The sequence below is a fragment of the Bradyrhizobium sp. KB893862 SZCCT0404 genome (assembly GCF_018130885.1).
GTDB classification, from domain to species: domain Bacteria; phylum Pseudomonadota; class Alphaproteobacteria; order Rhizobiales; family Xanthobacteraceae; genus Bradyrhizobium; species Bradyrhizobium stylosanthis.
The window spans coordinates 1,066,166-1,088,443 of record NZ_JAFCLT010000001.1 but is presented as its reverse complement, the minus strand read 5'-3'; the positions used below and the strand labels follow the sequence as shown (position 1 = coordinate 1,088,443).

Sequence of the window (22,278 nt, the reverse complement as noted above, 5' to 3'; positions counted from 1 at the left end):
GTTCTAATTCTCCGGTTGGTTCCTCCGGAAGCGTGTGAGCAAAACAGAGCGTTGTCGCCCCGGTTGCCACCGGACGGCCTTGCGAGCCATGCTTCCGTGTGAGATGGCGCGCTATATAGCGCGATTTTGGCCAGAAGCAAGGAAATAAGGGTCTTTCAGGGGCGGTTTTCGCCCGCGAAAGACCCCTCCTCCGACAATACCACCCTACCGTCCTAGCACTTCTGCTGGTTGGGAGGGCACTTCTTGGCGGCCGGCGGCGGGGCGGCCGGGCGTGGCGGGGGTGCCGCCGGACGCGGCGGGGCCACGGCCACTCGGGGCGGCGGCGGTGGAGCAGGCCGGGCCACCGGGGGCGGCGCGGGCCGGGCCGCGGCGACCGGCGGCGGAGCGGGGCGCGGCGGCGGAGGCGCTGCCATGCGCGGCGGCGGGGCCGACACCCGCGGCGGAGGTGGTGGCGGCGTCGGCCGCGCCACGGCCTGGGGCCGCGGCGGCGGAGCAGCGGGTCTGGCCGCCTGCGGCGGCGCAGCCGTTGGCCGGCCCTGCGGCCGGATCGGCTCATGCGCAGCCGACGGCGGCGGTGCGACCGGCTTTCCAGCTGCGGCCGGAGGCGGACCGGACGGCTCGCGGGCTGCGGACTTGCCGCGATCGCCAGGCGCTGCCCCGACCGGGGTCTGGACCACCGGCGGTTTCGGCGGCTGGCCGAGCGCAGGCGTCGGATTCGTCGTGGTGGGCGCAGCCGTTACCGAACCGGCACCATTCGGCGCACCGGGATGGCCAGGCAGCGTCGTCGTGCCGGGAGCTGCGGCGGTCGGCGTCCCCGGTTGAGGCGGCGTCGAACCGGGCGCGTTCGCGGTCGGCGCAGGCCTGCCGCCCGGCGATGGCCCTGCCCCCGCCGGCGGTGCCGGCGGACCGCCATGGGAGCCCGGAACCGGCAGTGTGTTGGCCGCGGGCAACCTGGCCTGTGGCGCGGCATTCGGGGCGACATTTGGTGCAGCGGTGCCTGGTGCGGCGACGCCCGGCAAAGCGGTTGGCGCGACGTTCGCCGGCGTCCCCGGAGGTGTCCCGGGCCGCGCCATGGGCCGGATCGTCGCGCTCGGCGGCATCGGCGCCTTGCCTTCCTGAATCAGGGCGGCGCGTTGCGTGGCGGCTTGCGGCAGGACCGGTCCGACCGCGTTGGCGCGGCCGGCAATCGCCGGCGTCAGATTGCCGGGTCCGGTCCCTCCTCCGGCCCCGACCGGCGCTGCGGGCGGCCGGTTGATGACGGTGTTGATCACCGTGGTGTTGTGGATGTTGGCGTAGATGATGTTGTTCGGCGGCGGCGCGACATAGACCGGCGGCCGCACGAACACCGGGATCGGGACGAACACCGGCTGCGGCAGCACGAACAGGCCGATCACCGGCAGCGGCGGCGGCAGCACGATGAAATCCGGCGGCGGCGGCGGCAGGTAATAGACCGGCGGCGGCGGCGGCGGCGCGAAGCCGAAATCGGGATCGCTGAAATACAGCACCGGACGATCGACATAGACCACTTCCTCCGGCGGCGGCGGCGGCACGTCGTAGTCGATCATCGCAAAGCTCGGCGGCGGCTCGACCGGCGCGGTGAGGATCGCAAGGCGGCGGCGCGCATCGCCCGCGTGCGGCCCGCGCGGATAGCGGCGCAGATACGACCAATAGGCCTCCGGCGTGTCGGTCCGGTAGGTGCGGCGCCAGGTGATCGCTTCGCGGCGCGCCGCGACGATCGCCATCACGCGCTTCGACATCGGATCGCCCGGATAGGCGGCGAGAAACTCCTCATAGGCCGGCAGCGTGTCGCGCTCGAGCGCGGCCGCATAGGCATCCCGTACGCCGAGATCGCGGATCGGCTTGTTGCGGATCGCGGCGACCTGATCCGGTGCGGTCTCCGGCGGCGGCGCATCGGGCGCGCGCTCGAAGAAGGAGAATGGCGCCGATATCTTCTGCTCGTTCCACGGCACCTGCGCGCCCTTGCTGGCCTCGTTGACGCGCAGACGGACGCGGTCGAACACGTCGGCCAGCGACAAGCCGCCGGTGCGGATCATCTCCGCCAGCGACTGCGCGTAGATGCCGTAGGGCCCCGGCTCCTCCGGCGCGACCGTACCGGGCGCGGCATTGAAGGCGATCAGCATGTTCGGATCGGGCTCGACCAGCGCCAGCCCGCTCGCGATCGGTTGGCCGCCCTCGATGAAGGGCTGCGCGCGGGCCGCATCGAGCACGAGGATATTGGCCTTGAGCGGAATGGAAGCAAGCTGGCGCGCATAGTCGCTGAGGCGCAGGGCTTCGGTCGGAATGTCGGTGTCGCGGGTGATGTTGGAATCAACCGGGATGAAATAGTTCTCGCCGGCGAGCTGCACGCCATAGCCGGCCAGATAAACCATCGCGACGGTGCCGGGTCCCGAGGCCTGCGCCTTCTGGACGAAATCGCGAAAGCTCTTGCGCAGCGTGTCGCCGTCGAGATCGCGCGCGCCGACGACGTCGAAGCCCGCCGCCTGCAGCGTCTGCGCGATCAGGCCGGCATCGTTCGCGGTCGTCGCCAGCGGCGACTTGGCATAGGCGCCGTTGCCGACCACGAGCGCGATGCGCTTTTCCGGCTGCTGCGCACGCGCCGGATGCGCGCCCGCGGCAAGGACCGCCATCGGCAGGAGAAGGCAGATGAAGATTTTGAGCGTCCCACGCATGGCTTGTGCCCGCTTTTGTTGTTGAGGTGGCCACCGCACATCAGACGCGCGGCTGGCTTAATGGCTCTTGAACGAAAAGCGCGGATTGAGGCGGCGGCATGACGCCCCCGCCCCACATCAAACCCAGCGTCAGGTCGGCGTAAGCCTCGCGACCGCAATGCGGCGCGAGCCCCGCTCAGCCCTGTGCGATCAAATCCACCGTTCCGGTCGTGAGCCGGTAGATGCCGCCGACGACCTTCAGCTTGCCCTGCTCCACGGCCGCATTGAGGATCGGCGCCGCCGCCTTCAGCTTGGCAACGTTGTCGACCACGTTCTGCCGGATCGCCTTGTTGAGCACGTCCCCGCCCTGCTGCATCGCAGCCTTCGCGGCCGGTGCGATCGCATCGACCAGCGAGGGAATGTGTCCCGGCGGCTGCTTGTCGTCCTTGATCGCCTTCAGCGTCGCATCGACCGCACCGCAGGCATCATGACCGAGCACGAGGATCAGCGGCGCGTTCAGCACCGCGACCGCATATTCCATGCTGGCGATGGTTTCGGTGCCCGCGAAGTTTCCGGCGACGCGGCAGACGAAGAGATCGCCGCGGCCGGTATCGAACGCATATTCCGGCGCGATGCGGGAGTCGGCACAGCTCAGCACGGCCGCGAACGGGTTCTGCCCGCCGGCCAGCGCCTCGCGTTCGTGCTTGAAATCGTGACGCCGCGCCACGCCCGAAACGTAGCGCCCGTTGCCCTCCATCAGTCGCTTCAACGACTCGTCGGGCGACAGCACGTTCTGCGGCTTCGGCGGCTGCTTGGCCTCCTTTGCCGAGGCGCCGTTGGCGAAAGCTCCGCCGGCGAAGGCCATGCCAAACGCAGCGGCGCCAAACAGCATCGCCGACCGCCGTGACGGCACGACGTCTTGATGCAGTGATTGATGATGCAGAGAGTCAGAGCACTTGTCGCACATGTGACGTTTCCCCAGTTACCGTGGACGAATGGAAGTGCCGCGAGGATAGGTACGCCGATGTGAAGAAATAACAAATGTTAAGCGATGCAACCGATGATTGCTGCAATGCAAACCATACCGCAAAGCCAAAACGATTGCTCATCGTGCGCTCCACGACTGCACTGGCTTGCGTCCGCCTGCATCATTCGAAATCAGCCCGCCAAAGAGCGATCCGAGAAGGTCGGCGCAATTTTTTCTCTCAACGACGCAAGCGGCACGCGTTCGCGTGAAGATCGTGCTCAAGCAACGATCCAGATCACGGTGGCGATTCGTTCCGATCTGGTCGCGCTCTAAAGCTGCTGCCCGTCATCCCCGGCAACGGCGCGCGGCGCGATCAGAGGCCGTTCATCGTACTGCGCACGCCCTATTCGACGGCCTGCAGCTCCGCGAGCTTCGTGCGCGCGGTTGCCTCGTCCAGAGCGACGATTTCGCCCGGCCCGGGATTGGCCTCGCCGGCCGTCGCGACGGACACGACCGCCAGTCCGGCCAGACCGCCGAGGACCGCGGCTCCGGTCGTGGCGTCGTGCCTCGCACTGCTCTTGATCTGGTAGAAGTGCGTCCGGCCGGCTTCCATCACGATCTGGCGCTTGGTGTCGCCCGGAAACAGCGCCTCGGTCACCAGCACGTCGTGACGCCCGGCCGGAAGATCGGCATAGGCATATTTGCCGGCCACGATTTTCCCGAGCGGCGCACCATCGAGTTTCACCTCGCAGGCACAGATCGCCATGCTGAGGCCGTTGCGCTTGTCCTGCAGAAACACCACGCGCGAATGTCCCGCGCGCGGCGGACCGATCTTCTTCGACACGGATGCAAAGTCGGTTCCGACCCGATCACTCACACACCCAGCCAGCATCACGCCGGCGGCCAGCACCAAAGCGCCCCATCGTAGCATTGCACACCCCAGCCCATTCCCCGGGATATGCTAGCCAGAATCAGCGCAAGGTTGCAACCGATCCATTATGACAACTTCGTCGTATGACCGGCCGGCCGCAACGCGCGATGCAGCTAGATCTGCTGCACGTCCACCACGCCCGCCACCGCCTTGATCGCGCCGGCGATCTGCGGCGAGACCTTGAAGCGGCCGGGCAGCTTCATCTCCACCTCGGTCTCGAGGTCGAGCATCATCACCAGCGAGACCTCGCCGTCGCCGTTGGAGCGCGGCGCGATGGCCGGGCTGCCGACCTTTGGCGCAGCGCCGTTCGAAGCGGCCGCATCGGGACCGGCCAGACGCTTGGCGATCGAGTCCAGCGGCTTGGTATCGCGCAGGAAGATGCGCAGGCCCTTCTGCGTCTTGGCCGCGGCGTCGTCGAGCGGCTCGGCATGCAGCACGCGGGCGCGCACGTCCTCGCCCTGCAACTCGGCGCCGAGCTGGAGCAGCACGGCGGCGCCCGGCTCCAGCACGTCGCGATATTGCGCGAGACCTTCGGAGAACAGCACCGCCTCGAAATGCCCGGTCGGGTCCGACAGGCCCATGATGCCCATCTTGTTGCCGGTCTTCGTGCGCCGCTCCATGCGCGAGACCACGGTCGCCGCGACCTTGCCGGCGGTGGCGCCGGTCTTCACCGCGCGCGAGAATTCGGCCCAGCTCTGCACGCGCAGCCGCTTCAGGACGGTGGCGTAATCGTCGAGCGGATGTCCCGACAGGAAGAAGCCGATCGCGTCATATTCGCGGCGCAGCCGCTCGGCCGGCAGCCATGCCTCGATCTGCGGCAGCATGATGGTCGGCGCGTCGGCCGACATGCCGAACATGTCGTTCTGGCCGACGGTCGCAGCTTCATGCGCGCGCTGGCAGGCGGCGAGGATCGCATCCGCGCCGGCGAACACGCGCGCCCGGTTCGGCTCCAGCGTATCGAAGGCGCCGGCGGCGGCGAGACTTTCGATGATGCGCTTGTTGATCGCGCGCGGCGACACCCGCGCGGCGAAATCGGCGAGCGAGGTGAACAGGCCGTTCTTGTTGCGCTCCTCGATGATCTGGTCGATGGCCTGGATGCCGACGCCCTTGAGCGCGGCGAGCGCGTAGTAGATGACCTTGTCGCCGACCTCGAAGGTCGCGCCCGAACGGTTGATGTTCGGCGGCTCGACCTTGATGCCGAGGCGCTGCGCCTCGGAGCGGAATTCGGAGAGCTTGTCCGTGTTGTTCAGATCGAGCGTCATGGACGCGGCGATGAACTCCACCGGATAATGCGCCTTCATGTAGGCGGTGTGGTACGACACCAGCGCATAGGCCGCCGCGTGGCTCTTGTTGAAGCCGTAGTCGGCGAATTTTGCCAAGAGCTCGAAGATGGTCTCGGCCTGCGCCTTCGGCACGCCGTTCTTCACCGCACCGGCGACGAAGATGTCGCGCTGCTTGTCCATCTCGGCGCGGATCTTCTTGCCCATGGCGCGGCGCAGCAGGTCGGCGTCGCCGAGCGAATAGCCCGACATCACCTGCGCGATCTGCATCACCTGTTCCTGGTAGATGATGACGCCGAAGGTCTCCTTCAGGATCGGCTCCAGCACGGGGTGCAGGTATTCCGGCTCCTCGTCGCCGTGCTTGCGCGCGCAATAGGTCGGGATGTTCGCCATCGGGCCCGGTCGATAGAGCGCGACCAACGCGATGATGTCCTCGAAGCGGTCGGGCCGCATGTCGACCAGCGCGCGCCGCATGCCCTGGCTTTCAACCTGGAACACGCCGACCACCTCGCCGCGTGCCAGCATCTGGTAGCTGTCGGCGTCGTCGATCGGCAGCGTGGCGAGATCGACGTGGATGTCGCGCGGCTTGAGCAACTTGCAGGCGACGTCGAGCACGGTGAGCGTCTTCAGGCCGAGGAAGTCGAACTTCACGAGGCCCGCCGGCTCGACCCATTTCATGTTGAACTGGGTTACCGGCATGTCCGACTTCGGATCGCGGTACATCGGCACGAGTTCGCTCAGGGGCCGATCGCCGATCACGATGCCGGCCGCGTGCGTCGAGGCGTGACGCGTCAGGCCCTCGAGGCGCTGCGCGATGTCGAAGGCGCGCGCCACCACCGGGTCTTCGTCGCGGAACGCCTGGAGCTTCGGCTCGCTCTCGATCGCGGCCGCCAGCGTCACGGGGGCGGCCGGATTCTGCGGCACGAGCTTGGTGAGCTTGTCGACCTGGCCGTAGGGCATCTGCAGCACGCGGCCGACGTCGCGCAGCACGCCGCGCGCCTGCAGCGTACCGAAGGTGATGATCTGCGCGACCTGGTCGCGCCCGTAGCGCTCCTGGACGTACTTGATCACCTCGCCGCGGCGGTCCTGGCAGAAGTCGATGTCGAAGTCCGGCATCGAGACGCGTTCCGGGTTGAGGAAGCGCTCGAACAGCAGGCCGAACTTGATCGGATCGAGGTCGGTAATGGTCAGCGCCCACGCCACCAGCGAGCCTGCGCCGGAGCCGCGGCCCGGTCCGACCGGAATGCCATGCGCCTTGGCCCATTTGATGAAGTCGGACACGATCAGGAAGTAGCCCGCGTACTTCATGCGCATGATGACGTCGAGCTCGAACGCCAGGCGCTTGTCGTAGTCTTCCTCCGTGGTGCCCTGCGACAGGCCATGCACGCGCAGGCGGTTGGCGAGGCCCTCCTCCGCCTGCCGCTTCAGCTCGGCGGCCTCGACCGCGGCGGCATCGGAGCTGGCGGCGGCGCCGACCGTGAAGAACGGCAGGATCGGCTTGCGCGTCATCGGACGGAACGAGCAGCGCTCGGCGATCTCGACCGTCGAGGCCAGCGCCTCCGGGATGTCGGCGAACAGCACCGCCATCTCGGCGCGGGTCTTGAAGCGATGATCCGGCGTGAGCTGCACGCGATCGGTCTCGGCGATCAGCCGGCCGCCGGCGATGCAGAGCAGCGCGTCATGCGCCTCGTAATCGTCGGTCGATGCGAAATACGGCTCGTTGGTCGCGACCAGCGGCAGGCCCTTCGCATAGGCGATGTCGATCAAGCCGCCCTCGATGCGCCGCTCCTTGTCGATGTTGTGGCGCTGCAGCTCGATATAAAGGCGATCGCCGAACAGGCTGGCCAGGCGCTCACAGCGCGTCGCGGCGAGGTCCGCCATGCCGCCGGCGAGCGCCAGCGAGATCGGCCCGTCCGGTCCGCCCGTCAGCGCGATCAGCCCCTCGGTCTCGCCCTCGAACCAGTCGAACTTGATGAACGGAGCATGGCTGTCGGGCGTTTCGAGGAACGCCCGCGAGTTCAGCCGCATCAGGCTGCGATAGCCGCGCTCCTGCGCGGCGAGCAGCACGATTCGCGACGGGCCAATCGCATTGCGCGCGTTCGGATCCTGATCGCCGAAGTCGATCGCGAGCTCGCAGCCGACGATCGGCTGAATGCCGGAACCAGCCATCTTGTCGGAGAATTCCAGCGCCCCGAACAGATTGTCGGTGTCGGTCAGCGCCAGCGCGGGCTGATGGTCCTTCTTCGCGAGCTCAGCGAGCTTGGCGATCTTGATCGAGCCCTTGAGCAGCGAATAGGCCGAGTGAACGTGAAGGTGGACAAATCCGGCGCTCGGCATGGTCGCGTGACGGCCTCTTGCAGATGAGATGGAGCGGTCGCCGGCTCCTTAGGCATCATGCACCCGCTCGCCGACTCGCCCCGCAATGGTGGGGTGTCGCAGCCCCAGAGTCCACGCCGGAGCGGTCGATCGGCCGCGTCGTCCCGCTTTTCAACAACCCGGCCCCTCCCCCCCTGCGGCGTGCATCAGAGTTGCGGTATCACCTGGGCCCAGATCGCGATCATCCCGACGAACAGCGTGATGGACGCCAGTGCAGCCGCCTCTTCCACGAAAATCCTGAACATGGTCTCGCTCCCTTGCTAGAACGTATGAAGAACATTGTTCTCATTTCGTTCACGGGAGTCAAGCCGGACCAGCGATCTCGCAAGCGGATGGTTAACTCGCTGAATTCACGCAATAAAAAAGCCCCGGCCGATGGCCGGGGCTTTCGCGAACGCTCGAAAGAGCGGTCGGTATCAATAACGGCCGATGATCGGGCCGCCGAACTTGTAGTTCAGGCGGACGAGGCCCATGTCGACGTCCTGACGGATGCGATCGGTCGACGGCACCAGAGCGAAGGTGACGTCCTTGTCCTGCAGGAAGATGTGGTTGTACTCGACGCCAACCGACCAGTTCGGCGCAAAGCCGTACTCGAGGCCGGCACCGACCGTGCCACCCCAGCGGGTCTGGTCGTTCGAGGCGAGCAGCGCGCCCGAAGCGGTGCTGAACACGTCGTACTTGGTGCTGGCGACAGCGGCACCGCCCTTGACGTAGAGCAGGACGTTGTTCCAGGCGTAGCCGACCTGACCGGTGATCAGACCGAACGAATCGATCTTCGAGTGATTGCGGGTCGCGAACAGCGCGCTGACGTTGTCGCCCGAGAAGTCAGCCCAGTTGCCCTGACCTTCCACGCCGAACACCCACTGGCCGGACTGCCAGCGATAGCCGACCTGGCCACCGACCGTGCCGCCCGTCGCATCGTGGGAACCTTCGCGGCCACCGCCGACGACGTCCCAGGTCGAGTGCGCCGAACCGCCGCCGCCGTTGATGCCGATGTAGAAGCCGCTCCAGTCGTAGATCGCGGCGACCATTGCGGGCGCCTTGGTGTAAGGACGCGCGGCGAGGTCAGCAGCGAGCGCCGGCGCAGTCGCGCTCAGCGCGACGAGGCTCACAGCAGCAAGCAACAAATTCTTCTTCATTTGATTCCCGTTCCAGTTTCGTCGTTAGGCCCCCGGGCCGTTGGGTGGTCATAACAGCGATCGATGGAATTGCTGTAACCACGACGCAACAGTTGGCGCCAAAGGCCCGCGCTTCATTAATGAAGATTTACCGGAGCGCGCTGGAAACCCTTTGAAACAAGTGTTTTCGAGAGTTCCATTGTCGGCGACACGCGATAGAATGCGTGCGCGCGTAACATCGTCGCGCGCACATTCACGTGATTGGAGAAACGAGAAATGAGTGGACGAATTGCCTTCCCCATTGTCGCCACACTTTCGCTCGCAATCGCCACATTCACGTTCACGCTGAGCGCGAGCAAGCCTGCACGCGCATTCGGGACGCATCACGCGTTCTGCCTCACGGGTGATGAATGGCCGGGACTGAGCAATTGCATGTTCGACACCTACGCGCAGTGTCAGGCGAGCGCTTCGGGCCGCGCGCTGACCTGCATCGCAAATCCGTATTTCGGGGGACAAAGCGATGATCCCTACGCGTACCAGAATCGTCCACGCAACCTGGTGCCGGGCTATTATCAGCCGCGCTGAGATGCGCGGGCCCGCCCTCGCCCTCCTGGTCACGGGCGCGCTGCTCGCGAGCGCCGCCGCGCATGCGCAGACCTACGATCCGCGTTTTCCGGTCTGCATGCAGATCTACGGCCCCGTCGGTTATGCCGACTGCCGCTACGCGACGCTCGAGCAGTGCAAATATCTCGCGGTCGGCCGGTCGGCGACCTGCATCGTGAATCCGTATTTTGCGCGGAACGAACCGAAGACCCGGTCCCGGACGCGACGCGACCATTGAGCGGCAGCTGCAAATCGGGAGGCTGATATGCGCACCGCCATTCGGCGAGCTTGCAGCGTTGACGCAAGCCGGCACAGGTTTAAGTAGGTCGGACAAATCTTGCAGGGGTGGCGACGTTCGCTGGGCTGGTTCCCGTTGCCGCCACCAATGCAGGACTCATGACGACCTCGCCTCACGCGACCTCACCGCGCGCCAATTCAATCGCGGCCACAGCCCCCTCACACCTCGCCATCGTCCTCATCTCGCTCGCGATGGGCGGGTTTGCGATCGGAACCACCGAATTCGCATCGATGAGCCTGCTGCCGTTCTTCGCCGCCGACCTCGGCATCGACGAGCCGACCGCGGGACACGCGATCAGTGCCTACGCGCTCGGCGTCGTGCTGGGCGCACCGCTGATCGCCGTGCTCGGCGCGCGGTTCGCCCGACGCACGCAATTGCTGGCCTTGATGCTGGTGTTCGCGCTCGGCAACGCGCTGACCGCGCTCGCGCCCGGCTTTGGCTGGATGATCGCGGCGCGTTTCCTCTCGGGGCTGCCGCACGGCGCCTATTTCGGCATCGCCGCCTTGGTCGCCGCCTCACTCGTGCCGTTCGACCGCCGCTCTCGGGTGGTCGGCCAAGTGATGCTCGGCTTGACGGTCGCGACCATTATCGGCGTGCCGCTGGCCAATTTGATCGGCCAAGCGGTCGGCTGGCGCGCAAGCTTTGGCCTCGTCTCGGTGCTGGCGCTGCTCACGGTGCTGCTCTGCGCCCTGTTCGCGCCACGCGACCAGGCCGGCCGGTCCGATCCGCTGCGCGAGCTCGGTGCGCTCCGAAACGGCCGCATCTGGATCACGCTGGCGATCGGCGCCATTGGCTTCGGCGGCATGTTCGCGGTCTATACATATCTGGCGACCACGTTGATCGAGGTGACGAAGGTCAGCGTCACCGTCATCCCGTTCTTCCTGGCCATCTTTGGCATCGGCGCCACGCTTGGCAACCTGTTCGTGCCGCGCTTTGCCGACCGCGCCTTGATGCCGACGGCGGGCGTGATCCTGCTGTTTGCCGCCGTCGCGCTGCTGGTCTTCCCGCTTGTCGCCGGCAATCCGTGGCTGCTGGCGATCGACGTCTTTGCGATCGGCGCCAGCGTCTCGCTCGGCGCCATCCTGCAGACCCGGCTGATGGACGTCGCCGGCGATGCGCAGGCGCTCGCCGCCGCGCTCAACCATTCGGCGTTCAACACCGCCAACGCGCTCGGCCCGTTCCTGGGCGGCATCGCCATTCGCGAGGGGCTGGGCTGGACCTCCACCGGTCCCGTCGGCGCGGTGCTCGCGCTGCTTGGCTTCCTGATCTGGATCGTTGCCTGGCGCGACGCCGGGTCCACGCCGGTCGTCGTCGATATCGCTCCGTTGGCTCCCGCCCGACCTGCGCCGCCATTGGCGCCGGATCATCAGAGCCGTACCAGGGACAGGGTGGCGTAACGGCTAGCTCTGCCAGGGCGTGTTGCGGATGCGCGTACACGCGTTCGGCTTGTGGAAGCTCGGATCGTGATCCTGGATGTAGTCGAAGTTCACCGTTCCGAACGTCGTCTGCGGCTTCTTCAGCGCTGAGCAGGTCTGCACCTTCAGGAACTCGTTCTTGAAATCGCCGCGCGGAAACGCCGATATCACCTGCTCGCGCTGCTCGGGCGTGTAGTCGTCATATCCGACGCCGACGACGTCCACCAGGACGCCGGCATTGGTGAGCGCGATCTCCGGCCGCATGAATTGCGGAATGCCGGGGGTGGTGTGCAGCGCGATCGCCTCCCACACCAGATCGGATTGCGCTTCGCCGATGCCGCGCGCCCGGAGGAAATCGCGCGCAGCGTCGGCACCGTCGACCTCGAACCGTTTGGTCTCGGTGTGATAGTGATCGACCAGCCCGAGGTCGTGAAACAGCGCGGCGACATAGAGCAGTTCGGCATCGAACTTCAGCTTCTGACGCTGCCCCTTCATGGCGCCGAACACGAAGACCCGGACCGAATGGTTGAACAGCATCTCGTCTTCGTAGCTGCGCACCAGCTCAGCGGCTTCGCGTGCCAGCTTGCTGTCGGGGATCGTCACGCCGGAGATCACATTGGTCATCTTAAAGCTCCTGCCTTGACACACATCGGTCGATTGCGTTCGCGGCCGGTCAGGCGGCCTTTGCCAGCACGGCTTGCGGTGTCCTGCGGAAGCTGATGGCCATCCGGTTGTAGGTGTTCATCAGGCCGATCGCGATGGTGAGATCGACGAGTTCGCGCTCCCCAAAGACGGCGCGCGCCGCGTCATAGGCCTCCTCAGGCACACCGGTGTCCGCAACGCGCGTCACCGTCTCGGCCCATGCGAGGGCTGCGCGCTCGCGCGCGTCGAAGAGGTCGCCGGCTTCGGCCCACGTCTGCAACAGCGCGAGCTTTTCGATCTTCACCCCGCCCTTGAGCAGATCGCGCGTATGCATGTCGAGACAATAGGCGCAGTTGTTGATCTGCGACACGCGCAGATAGACGAGGTTCACCAATGTCGCAGGCAAATCGCTCTGCAGGACGTAGCCATAGACGCCGCCGAGCGCCTTGACGCCTGAAGGTGCGATGCGTTCGTAGTCGAGACGTCCAGTCATTGCCTTGCTCCTTGATGGTCTTTTGGGGCTGCCCGGCCCTTTGCTCCCCCTGTAGGTGCCCCTGCCCTGGTCCACAAAAAAGCACCAAGAACGAACAAAAAGGGTGTACCACGGGCCATGACCCGACCGCTGCGGCTGGAGCTCGATCGATCCGCTAGGACCCCGCTGGCCGAGCAGATCCATGGGGGGATCAGGGCCGCCATCGAGAGCGGCGTGCTCGCCCCGGGCGCGCGCCTGCCGTCCTGGCAGGACCTGGCGGCCCAGCTTGGCGTCGCGCGCGGCACGGTACGGTCGGCCTACGAGAAGCTCTCCTCGGCCCAGCTGATCGTCGCCTCGCGCGCAAGCGGAACGCATGTCGCGGACCGGCCGTCGCTTCCGGTTCGGCGGGACAAGGCGCCGGACCCCGGCTCCTTCATGGAGATGTACGGGGAGCTCACGGCGGGGCCGGCGATCTTCCAGATGGGCGTGCCGGCGCAGGAGACCTTTCCCGCCACGCTGCTCGCACGCATGCGCGCGCAGGCGGTCCGCGTCGAGATGAGCGCGCCGGCGATCTATCCGGATCCGCGCGGCGAGCCGGACTTGCGCCGCGAGATCGCCGCCTACCTTGCGCTGGCGCGCGGGATCGAATGCGCGCCGTCACAGATCGTCGTCACTGCCGGTTTCAGCGGCGGCCTCGGCCTTGCGCTCCGCGTGCTCGGCCTCGAGCAGAAGACGGCCTGGGTGGAGGACCCCGGCTTCCCGTTCACGCGGCACGGCCTCGCGCTTGCGCGCCTGTCGCTCGCACCGATCCCCGTCGATGCCGACGGCATCGACGTCGGCTACGGGCTGCAGCACGCTCCCGACGCGGCGCTGGCTGTCGTGACGCCGGGACAGCAGGCGCCGCTCGGATCGACGCTGTCGCTGGAACGGCGCTCGCGCCTGCTCGACTGGGCCGCGCAACGCGGCGCCTTCGTGATCGAGGACGATTATCTCAGCGAGCTTCAGCTCAAGGGCCGGGCCACGCCGGCGCTCGCCTCGCTCGACCGCGCCGGCCGCGTCATTCACATCGGCTCCTTCAGCAAGACCGTGACGCCCGCCCTGCGGCTCGGCTTCGTCGTGGCCCCCGCAGCTCTTGCCTCGCGCTTCGCCGAAGCTGCGGCATGCCTTGCGCCGGCGCCCGGGCCGGCGGTGCAGCGCGCGATGGCCGATTTCATGCGCGACGGCCATTATCTGCGGCACCTCCGCCGCACCAAGCGGGCCTACGCGGCGCAGGCCGATGCGCTGGTGAAATATCTGCGTCCGCGCACCGCCAACGTTGCGATTGCCGGATTGGCGGCGGTGCTGCGACTGCCGGACGGAGCACCCGATCTTCCGATCGCGCGGGACGCCGCATCGTTCGGACTGGCGCCGACCGCGCTGTCGCTCTGGTATGCGTCGCAGGCGACGGCGCGCCCGGGCCTGCTGCTCGGCGTTGCGACATCCCCGCTGAAGCGGATCGAGGCCTCGTGCGAGCGGCTGCTGCAGATCATCGACCGTTTCGGATGATCGGCCGCCGCACTTCGTCATGCCACCGAAAGTTGTGCGCGGGGTGATCTTCGTATAGCCTCCATCCGTGTCTTGCCGCGCGGTCTCCCAGTTCATGCTCGCCCGTATCCTGCTTGTCGTTGCCGCGCTGTCGATCTCGGGCGCATTGCATGCGGAAACGCCGGCAGAGAAAGCCGGAATGCCCTCAAGGCTGACGATCTATCTCGCCAAGGGCGCGCCGGATACCTGCGGGCCCGGCTGCGACCGCTGGATCGCCATCGAGGGCGAGATCGATGGCGAGGCCGCGCCGCGCATTCGCCGCTTCCTCGCGACCGTCAAGGACACGCAGCGCCCGATCTACCTCTATTCCCCCGGCGGCAATGTCGATCAGTCCTACGCGCTGGCGCGGTTGCTGCGCAGTCGCAAGGCGGTCGCCCGGGTCGGCCGCACCATCGTGACCGCCTGCGCGGCGGGCACGCAGATCGACGCCGCATGCCTGAAGATGAAGAACGCCGGCGGCGAGCTCGAGGCCGAGCTCACCACACGCAACGCGATGTGCAACTCGGCCTGCGGCTACCTCTTCCTCGGAGCGACGTCCCGCGAGGTGGCGCCCGACGCTGCGCTGGCGGTCCACAATTCCAGGCTGATCTTCCGCGTTCGCGGCGATCCTCCGCCACAGATCGTCGCCGAGGCGCGGCAGCGCCGCATGGCGAGCGCGGAGCGCGAGCGCGCCGCGTTCATCGCCTCGATGGGGATCAGCCGCGAGCTCGACGCCCTGATCCACACCGTGAAGTTCGAGAACCTGCACGTGCTGACGCGATCCGAGCTCTATCGTTTCGGCATCGACACCCGGCCGCTCGCCGAAACGATGTGGCGGCTGGAGAAGTCCGCGCGGCCGTACGTCCGCAAGCTCGCCGTGCTGAAGCAGAGCGGCACCTCGTTCCGGACCATGGAGTGGCGCCTGTCCTGCGAAAGCAGGAGCCGCGTGCCGCTGTGGTTCGCCGGCGAGATCGACGAGGCCTCCACCGGCACGAGCACGCTTCTGATGACGGCGGACGCCACGGACAAGCAGGCCGGAGGGGCCCCGATCCGATCCGGCAAGTACGAGACCTGGCGCGGCAGCATCGATGCCGACATGGTCAAGGCGATCCTGGCCTCGCGCTCCCTGCATGTCCGCGAAACCGTTGCGATGCCAGACGACAAGACCGACGAGACCAAATTCGACATCGACCTGACCGGCCTCGCCGCGCTGTGGAGCCAGCTCAAATCATCCTGCGCCCTGTCGGCGCTCAGCCCGATCAGTCCATGGCCTCCGGTTCCGCAGCCGAACGCCAGCGCCGCGCCGCAAAGCGCCGCGCCCCCCGCCGCGCCCACGCCATAAGCGCGTCACGCAGAATCCGATCATCGGGGCTGCTTGCAGTCTCCGGTGTCGCGACGACGCAAACGACACCGAGCGTTGCAGCAGCAATGTCTCGGAAACGGACCGCGGATTCACATAGCCTAATGCAGTTGGCGCAGCAAAGCGTCACAATGGCAGGTGGGACAAGGGGCTATGATGACGATGGACCGCGTCGAACGGGCCTTCATCGCCACCGCGATGCTGGGCTTTCTGGTGATGCTGGGAGCGATCATATGGATGATCGTGAGCTGACGGACGATGGCGCAGCGTCATTGCGCCTGTCGCAAGCCCTGCCCTATCTCGGGATCGCCCTGTGCATCGCCGTGGCCGCGTGGCTGACCTGGAGCCGCCTGCTTTAAAGCCTGATCCGGAAAAGTGCGAAGCGGCTTTCCGGAAAGTTCATGCGCAAACGACAAACTGAAGCGTGATGACCATTCATCACGCTTCAGCAGGTTCGGTCGCGCCGCGCGCCGGCTCCGCGTTGACCAATTCGTCCCGGATGCGTTGCGCCCGCGCGATGGATTCGCTGTTGCGCAGGGCCACAAGCGAATCTCGAACCAGTTCGCGTGAAAACGACAGCAGCTTTGTATCCCCCCGTGCGGGTCTGTAGATCATTCGAGCCTCGCTTGCTTCGTGCGCGGGGTTGCGATCACGCAACGGCGCGCATCACGCTGGCCGATCCGCGATCAGTTGGGTCAGGCCGCGGACCATCGCCGCGATGTCGATCGGCTTTTCCCACAACATCACGTCGCGGAATTGTGGAGCAATGCTGACCTTGTCGTAGCCGGTCGTGAACACGAACGGCACCTGGCGCGCCCTGAGCTCCTGCGCAACGGGAAACACCATTTCGTTGCGAAGGTTCACATCGAGAATCGCGCCGTCGAGAACGCCGCCGGAGTTGAGGATCGGCAACGCTTCGTCGACCTCGCCGACCGGGCCGGCAATCTCCGCACCGGCCGAGCGCAACGCGCGGCTGATGTCGTCGGCGAGGAAGTACTCGTCCTCGATCACGAGGATACGCCATCCGGACAAGGGCGCGTTCCTGCGCGAGATCGTTGGCGAAATCGCCATGCTTCCTCCAATACCCCCGCGATGGATAGGAACATAGGGCCCCAGGCCGCCTTGGTGCAAACGAAGCATTGAATGGCGGGTTCCATGAGCAACCGCGACATCATCGTGATCGGCGGTTCCGCGGGGGCCACGGCACCGTTGAAGCGGATCCTGGCGGACCTGCCGCCGGACGTGCCGGCAGCGATCTTCATCGTCCTCCACATCCCGGCGCAGGGCATCGGCATCCTGTCAACCGTCGCGGCCGGTGCCGGCCGGCTCCCCGTGCATCAAGCCGTGGATGGCATGAAGTTCGAGCGCGGCCACGTCTATCTGGGCGCTCCCGACCATCATCTGTTGCTCTCGGGCGACCATATCCAGCTCGGGCGCGGCCCGCGCGAAAATATGGTGCGGCCGGCGATCGACGCGCTATTCCGCTCTGCCGCGCTCCATCACGGCCCGCGCGTGATCGGGGTGGTGTTGAGCGGGCTGCTCTCCGACGGAGCCGCCGGCCTCAACGCCATCAAGCGCTGCGGCGGGACGGTCGTCGTGCAGGATCCGGCCGAGGCGATTGCGGCGGAGATGCCGAACCGCGCCCTGGAGGCAACCACGGCCGACCTTTGCGTCACGGCCGCGCGGCTGGGCGACGTCCTCTCCGAACTTGCCCGGGAGCCGCCAGGGGCCGTGCTTCCGATCGCTCCGGATATCCGTCTGGAGGTGGAAATCGCCGCGGGCGAACGTATCGGCAGCGCCCCCCTCGCCGACATCGCCGATCCGGCCGCGCTGACCTGTCCCAGTTGCGGCGGGGTCCTCTCCGAGGTGCGAGAGGCCCGGCCCGCGCGGTTTCGCTGTCAGGTCGGCCACGCCTATACCGCCGACGCCCTCGCCAAGGAGCAGGAAGGACAGGTCGACGAGGCCCTGCGCGTTGCGCTCCGCATCATCGAGGAGCGCGCGGAGCTGGTGCATCGCATGGCTGCGGATGGCCGGCGCAGCGGCAGGTCCGCCGTGGCCGAAATGTACGCGCTGCGCGCGGCCGAATATCGCGAATATGCCGACATGATCCGGCGGGTCGTGCTAAAGTCGCTCGATCCTCCGGATGATCGAAGGAAGTGAAGGCCGCTATGGCAGTATCCCTTGCCGAGCGCACGCAGCAACTTCGCGACGAGCGCCGCCTTCTGGAGAAGGCCGATGTCGATATCGACGAAGGCTGGCGGCGCATCCACACACAGGAAGACCGGGTACGGGCGCTGCAGGCCGGCGGTCATGACTGCCGGCAGGCGGAACGGCTGGTCGACCTGCTCAAGCAGACCCTGGTGGAGTGGGAACGGCACCGCACCCTCATCATCCAGAGGGTAAACTACCTCGAGCAGGAGGTCGATCTGGTGCCGCCGATCAAATAGCGCAGGCAACGGCGATCGGTGCCGTGCCGAGGCGTGCGCCTTTTCGGCTGGCGGCTCGGCGGAGGGGTGAACGTTCTCCGCTTTTAACTGTTGGGATCATGTCGATTTCTGCTAATTGCAGAGACCGGAATCCGTTGGTCCCGGCAACGAGAGTAACGGCAATTATGGACGAAGTCGGCAAGACGGCGGGGGAGCCGGAGCCTGAAGCCAAGGCCCCATTGGTCATCGGCGTAGGAGCATCGGCCGGCGCCATCGACAGCATCGAGCGGTTCTTCGCCAAGCTGACGCTGAGCGACGACCAGGCGATCGTCCTGGTCCTCCAGAATGCCGAGTTGTTGGACGAGGTGAAGCTCCGCGGCATCGTTCAGCGAGCCGATGGCGTGCGTCTCGCTGACATCCGCGATGCGATGGCGGTCGAAGGAGGCACCATCTATCTCAGCCCGGCGGCCATGATCACCACGATCCAGGGCGGGCGGTTTGCGGTCCGCAAGGCCGAACAGGGCCCGGGCGAGCGGGCCACCATCGACAGCTTCCTGGTCTCGCTGGCCGAGGAGCGCGCCGAGCAGTCGATTGGCGTCCTGCTGGCCGGCACCAATGGCGACGGTACGCTGGGCACTGCCACGCTGAAAGATCACGGCGGGCTTGCGATTGCGGAAAGGCTGGCCGGCGATGAGTCGACCGACCATCTGGTCGACAGCAACCGGCCGGCGGCGATCGCGGACTACGTCCTGCCGCCCGAGGACATCCCGGAGCACATCCAGGTCTATGCCCGCCATCTGCGGCGGCTGGAGGAGAAGCAGGGATTCGACGAGGTACTGGCCGCGGCGGCGACCTCGCTGTCCCGCATCGCCGACATCCTGCGCAACAAGACCGGCAACGACTTTCACGGCTACAAGCAGAACACCTTCCTGCGCCGCGTGCAGCGGCGCATGCAGGTCGTGCAGCTCGAGGACATCACCTCCTACGTCGACTTCCTGCGCAACGACAAGGACGAGGCGCAGAATCTCTTCAACGACCTCCTGATCGGCGTCACCGAATTCTTCCGCGACAAGCGCGAATTCGAGGTGCTGGAAACGCAGATCATCCCGAAGATCTTCGAGGGCAAGAGCAGCGGCCAGCAGGTGCGCGTCTGGGTGCTGGGCTGCGCCACCGGCGAGGAAGCCTATTCGATCGGCATCCTGCTGCGCGAGCACATGGCGACGCTCGACTCCGCGCCGCAGGTCCAGATCTTCGCGACCGACATCGACGGCCGTGCGCTCGCGACCGCCCGCGTCGGGCGCTACCGCACCAATATCGAGCAGGATATGTCCCCCGAGCGGCTGGCGCGCTGGTTCGTGCGCGAGGGCGACACCTACTGCGTGGTGAAGGAACTCAGGGAGATGTGCATCTTCTCCCAGCACAACGTGATCAAGGATGCCCCCTTCTCCAAGCTCGATATCGTCTCCTGCCGCAACCTGCTGATCTATCTCAACGCAGAGCTGCAGAACCGGGTGATTCCGCTATTTCATTTCGCGCTGCTGCCCGAGCGATTCCTGTTCCTCGGCAATTCCGAGAACGTGACGCGGCATCCCAAGCTGTTTGCCCCGGTCGACCGCCGCGCGCGAATCTTCAGGAAGCTGGATACCGGAACGCGGTTGCCGCCCGAATTCCCGATCTCGACCTCGGCCGGCCGCGCGCCGGTCGAGGCGCCGCCGGCCCGCTCGTTCGGGCCGGACGTGGGGCTCGAACGGCGCGCCCAGCGCATCGCCGAGCGCTATGCCCCGGCCTATGTGATCACCGACGACAATTTCCAGATCCTGCATTTTTCCGGTCGCACCGGCCGCTACATCGAGCCGACGGCCGGCGCCGCCTCGCTCGATCTGCTTCAGCTGGTGCACCGCGATCTCAGGCTCGAATTGCGCACGACGCTGTCCCGCGCGTCGGAAAGCAATGAATCCGCCCATACCGAGCAGATCCAGCTCGGCGTCAACGGTCACCGCATTCTCGTCGACATCACCGTCGAGCCGATCCAGGACGGTGCCGGCGGCCATCGCAATTTCGTGGTGCTGTTCAAGGACGGTCCGGCACGCGCCGCCGATGCGCGCGAGAACGGCAACGGCGCGCTGGTGCGGACCGAGCACGTCGAACGCCTCGAAAGCGAATTGCGGGCGACGCGCGAACGTCTTCAGGCCACGATCGAGGAGCTCGAAAGCACCAATGAAGAGCTGAAATCCTCGAACGAGGAGTATCAGTCGCTCAATGAGGAGCTGCAATCCGCCAACGAGGAGCTGACGACCGTCAACGGCGAGCTGGCGCACCGGGTCCAGGAACTGACCCGCGCCACCAGCGATCTCAAGAATTTCCTCGAAAGCACGCAGATCGCGACCGTCTTCCTCGACAACGATCTCCGCGTCATGAACTTCACGCCGGCGATCACGCAGATCCTGCATCTGGTCGAAACCGACGTCGGCCGGCCGATCGCCCATATCAAGGCGCGCATTCCGATCGAGGAGCTCTACGACGACGTTCGCCGCGTTTTGCGCACGCTCGCCAGCGCCGAGCGCGAATTGACTGCGCCGGACAGCGGTACGCGTTACATCGTCCGCATCCTGCCCTACCGCAGCATCGACAATTTCATTGCCGGCGTCGTGATCACTTTCATCGATGTCACCGCGATCACCCGCGCCGAAGAGCGGCAGCGCCTTCTCCTCGCCGAGCTTCAGCACCGCGTTCGCAACACGCTGGGCGTGGTGCGGTCGATCGCGCGCCGCTCGGCCGAGACGAGCTCCACGGTCGAGGAATACGCGGCCCATCTCGACGGCCGCCTCAACGCCTTCGCGCGGACCCAGGCCCTGGTGACGCGTGATCCCGAGGGCGGCGTCGATCTCGAATATCTCGTGATCGAGGAGCTGCTGGCCTACAATGCCCGGGAGGGCGAGCAGGTGCGCGCCTCCGGCCCACCCATCCGTTTCCAGCCCAAGGCTGCCGAGACCTTCGCGCTCGCCATCCATGAGCTCGCAACGAACGCGCTCAAATACGGCGCGTTGGGTCAGCTCTCCGGCCGGCTCGAAATCTCCTGGCGTATCGACAACGGCGTCGAGCCTCCGCGATTGCTGTTCGAATGGCGCGAGCGGGGCGGCCCGGCGGTGACGCCGCCGCCGCGCAAGGGTTTCGGCACCGAGCTTCTGGAGCGCACCCTGGCGTTCGAGCTGAAGGGACACACGACCATCTCGTTCAACGCGTCCGGCCTCATCTGCCTGATCGCGATCCCCTTGACCAAGCGCACCTTCCATACGCCGTCGATGGAGGCATGATGACGATGCGTGTTCAGGCAACCGATGTCGGAGTGGCGCAGCCGGTCATTCGCCGCTTCAACGCCCTGCGCCCTTTGTCGGACGAGGATGCCGCCGCGCTCGAACATGCCGTTCTCGAAGGTTTGCTGCGGGCCGGGCCGGGCGAGGATTTGATCGCCGAGGACGAGCCGATCGACGGTGTCCGCCTCGTGCTCTCGGGCTGGCTGTTCCGGCACAAGACGCTCGAGGACGGGCGCCGGCAGATCGTCAACTTCATCCTGCCGGGCGAGACCTGCGATGCGCACGCCTACCTCCTGTCGACGCTGGATCATTCGATCACGTCGGCGACGCCCGTTGCCTTCGCCGAAATCAAGCGTGCGCGCTTCGAAAAGCTGATGGCGAACCACCGCACGCTGGCTGAAGCCTTCATGTGCGAGACGCTGCTGACCAGCGCGATCGAGCGCGAATGGATCATCAACCTCGGCCGGCGGGCCGCGTTCGAGCGCATGGCCCATCTGTTCTGCGAGATTTTCGAACGGCTTCGCCCCGTTGGCCTGATCGACGGCCATTCCTATGCCCTTCCGATCACCCAGACGGATCTTGCCGACGCAACCGGTCTTTCGGTGGTTCATGCCAATCGCACGATCCAGGAATTGCGATCGTCCGGCCTCATCGTCCTCAAGGAACGGACCTTGACCATCCCCGATCTCGATGCGCTCAAGAATGCGGCGATGTATTCGCCCGGCTATCTCCGGCCATACCGGGCGACGTGACCGAGACGCGGCCAGGCCTTCGGGCAACGCCGGCCAAAACCATCGACCGTTCCGACAGCAGCACTGCCCGAAGATCAGGCGAGCTTCACGCG

Annotated in this window: 20 protein-coding genes; 11 read left to right on the top strand and 9 right to left on the bottom strand. The window is 66.4% G+C overall.

All coding sequences use genetic code 11. From position 1 onward, the window contains the following. Positions 1–212: 212 nt before the first annotated feature. Both JQ617_RS05470 and JQ617_RS05465 read right to left on the bottom strand, forming a co-directional pair. Positions 213–2,690: a caspase family protein gene (locus JQ617_RS05470; protein ID WP_212024983.1), complete on the bottom strand. Its 2,478-nt coding sequence runs from the start codon at positions 2,688–2,690 to the stop codon at positions 213–215. Between the two features lie 175 nt (positions 2,691–2,865). Further along, positions 2,866–3,636: a carbonic anhydrase gene (locus tag JQ617_RS05465; protein ID WP_212024981.1), complete on the bottom strand. Its 771-nt coding sequence runs from the start codon at positions 3,634–3,636 to the stop codon at positions 2,866–2,868. A gap of 93 nt (positions 3,637–3,729) precedes the next feature. On the opposite strand from JQ617_RS05465, the gene JQ617_RS05460 reads away from it, so the two are divergent. Then, positions 3,730–3,969: a hypothetical protein gene (locus JQ617_RS05460; RefSeq protein ID WP_212024979.1), complete on the top strand. Its 240-nt coding sequence runs from the start codon at positions 3,730–3,732 to the stop codon at positions 3,967–3,969. A 70-nt stretch (positions 3,970–4,039) separates the two neighbouring features. Here JQ617_RS05460 and JQ617_RS05455 read toward each other — a convergent pair whose 3' ends face one another. The 3 genes from JQ617_RS05455 to JQ617_RS05445 all read right to left on the bottom strand — a co-directional run bounded on the left by JQ617_RS05455 (position 4,040) and on the right by JQ617_RS05445 (position 9,362). Further along, entirely contained in the window at positions 4,040–4,546 is a 507-nt protein-coding gene (locus tag JQ617_RS05455; protein WP_349630602.1) for a DUF2846 domain-containing protein, read from the bottom strand. A gap of 134 nt (positions 4,547–4,680) precedes the next feature. Continuing rightward, the gene (gene dnaE, locus JQ617_RS05450; protein ID WP_212024975.1) at positions 4,681–8,184 is read right to left on the bottom strand and encodes a DNA polymerase III subunit alpha; all 3,504 of its coding nucleotides are present in this window, start codon (positions 8,182–8,184) and stop codon (positions 4,681–4,683) included. Positions 8,185–8,639: 455 nt separating this feature from the next. Beyond that, positions 8,640–9,362: an outer membrane protein gene (locus JQ617_RS05445; protein ID WP_212024973.1), complete on the bottom strand. Its 723-nt coding sequence runs from the start codon at positions 9,360–9,362 to the stop codon at positions 8,640–8,642. 255 nt (positions 9,363–9,617) lie between these two features. On the opposite strand from JQ617_RS05445, the gene JQ617_RS05440 reads away from it, so the two are divergent. The 3 genes from JQ617_RS05440 to JQ617_RS05430 all read left to right on the top strand — a co-directional run bounded on the left by JQ617_RS05440 (position 9,618) and on the right by JQ617_RS05430 (position 11,639). Continuing rightward, on the top strand, positions 9,618–9,926 hold the full coding sequence (locus tag JQ617_RS05440) for a DUF3551 domain-containing protein (RefSeq protein WP_212024971.1): 309 nt from the start codon (positions 9,618–9,620) through the stop codon (positions 9,924–9,926). A 1-nt stretch (position 9,927) separates the two neighbouring features. Next, positions 9,928–10,182, top strand: coding sequence for a DUF3551 domain-containing protein (locus tag JQ617_RS05435; protein WP_212024969.1), 255 nt, complete (start codon positions 9,928–9,930; stop codon positions 10,180–10,182). A gap of 158 nt (positions 10,183–10,340) precedes the next feature. Beyond that, the gene (locus JQ617_RS05430; RefSeq protein ID WP_212024967.1) at positions 10,341–11,639 is read left to right on the top strand and encodes an MFS transporter; all 1,299 of its coding nucleotides are present in this window, start codon (positions 10,341–10,343) and stop codon (positions 11,637–11,639) included. Positions 11,640–11,642: 3 nt separating this feature from the next. Here the strand turns inward: JQ617_RS05430 and JQ617_RS05425 are convergent, their stop codons facing one another. Continuing rightward, positions 11,643–12,281 carry an HD domain-containing protein gene (locus tag JQ617_RS05425; RefSeq protein WP_212024965.1) on the bottom strand — a complete coding sequence of 213 codons (639 nt, stop codon included), beginning with the start codon at positions 12,279–12,281 and terminating at the stop codon, positions 11,643–11,645. Positions 12,282–12,330: 49 nt separating this feature from the next. Further along, entirely contained in the window at positions 12,331–12,792 is a 462-nt protein-coding gene (locus JQ617_RS05420) for a carboxymuconolactone decarboxylase family protein (RefSeq protein ID WP_212024963.1), read from the bottom strand. 117 nt (positions 12,793–12,909) lie between these two features. Here JQ617_RS05420 and pdxR point away from each other — a divergent pair, with 117 nt between their 5' ends. From pdxR to JQ617_RS40175, 3 genes are all read left to right on the top strand, one after another. Next, positions 12,910–14,316, top strand: coding sequence for a MocR-like pyridoxine biosynthesis transcription factor PdxR (gene pdxR / locus JQ617_RS05415; protein ID WP_212024961.1), 1,407 nt, complete (start codon positions 12,910–12,912; stop codon positions 14,314–14,316). A 94-nt stretch (positions 14,317–14,410) separates the two neighbouring features. Then, positions 14,411–15,676, top strand: a complete 1,266-nt coding sequence (locus tag JQ617_RS05410; RefSeq protein ID WP_212024959.1) for a hypothetical protein — start codon at positions 14,411–14,413, stop codon at positions 15,674–15,676. Between the two features lie 251 nt (positions 15,677–15,927). Next, positions 15,928–16,053, top strand: a complete 126-nt coding sequence (locus JQ617_RS40175; protein ID WP_283842035.1) for a hypothetical protein — start codon at positions 15,928–15,930, stop codon at positions 16,051–16,053. Positions 16,054–16,132: 79 nt separating this feature from the next. Here JQ617_RS40175 and JQ617_RS05405 read toward each other — a convergent pair whose 3' ends face one another. Together JQ617_RS05405 and JQ617_RS05400 are read right to left on the bottom strand one after the other, a co-directional pair. Beyond that, positions 16,133–16,309, bottom strand: a complete 177-nt coding sequence (locus JQ617_RS05405) for a hypothetical protein (protein ID WP_212024957.1) — start codon at positions 16,307–16,309, stop codon at positions 16,133–16,135. 51 nt (positions 16,310–16,360) lie between these two features. Further along, positions 16,361–16,765: a response regulator gene (locus JQ617_RS05400; protein WP_212024955.1), complete on the bottom strand. Its 405-nt coding sequence runs from the start codon at positions 16,763–16,765 to the stop codon at positions 16,361–16,363. 84 nt (positions 16,766–16,849) lie between these two features. Here JQ617_RS05400 and JQ617_RS05395 point away from each other — a divergent pair, with 84 nt between their 5' ends. The 4 genes from JQ617_RS05395 (at position 16,850) to JQ617_RS05380 (ending at position 22,186) form a co-directional block, all read left to right on the top strand. Then, positions 16,850–17,854 carry a chemotaxis protein CheB gene (locus tag JQ617_RS05395; RefSeq protein ID WP_212024953.1) on the top strand — a complete coding sequence of 335 codons (1,005 nt, stop codon included), beginning with the start codon at positions 16,850–16,852 and terminating at the stop codon, positions 17,852–17,854. 8 nt (positions 17,855–17,862) lie between these two features. Beyond that, positions 17,863–18,141, top strand: a complete 279-nt coding sequence (locus tag JQ617_RS05390; protein ID WP_212024951.1) for a hypothetical protein — start codon at positions 17,863–17,865, stop codon at positions 18,139–18,141. Between the two features lie 164 nt (positions 18,142–18,305). Then, positions 18,306–21,434: a CheR family methyltransferase gene (locus JQ617_RS05385; protein ID WP_212024949.1), complete on the top strand. Its 3,129-nt coding sequence runs from the start codon at positions 18,306–18,308 to the stop codon at positions 21,432–21,434. Positions 21,435–21,439: 5 nt separating this feature from the next. After that, entirely contained in the window at positions 21,440–22,186 is a 747-nt protein-coding gene (locus JQ617_RS05380) for a Crp/Fnr family transcriptional regulator (RefSeq protein ID WP_212024947.1), read from the top strand. Positions 22,187–22,278 lie beyond the last annotated feature (92 nt).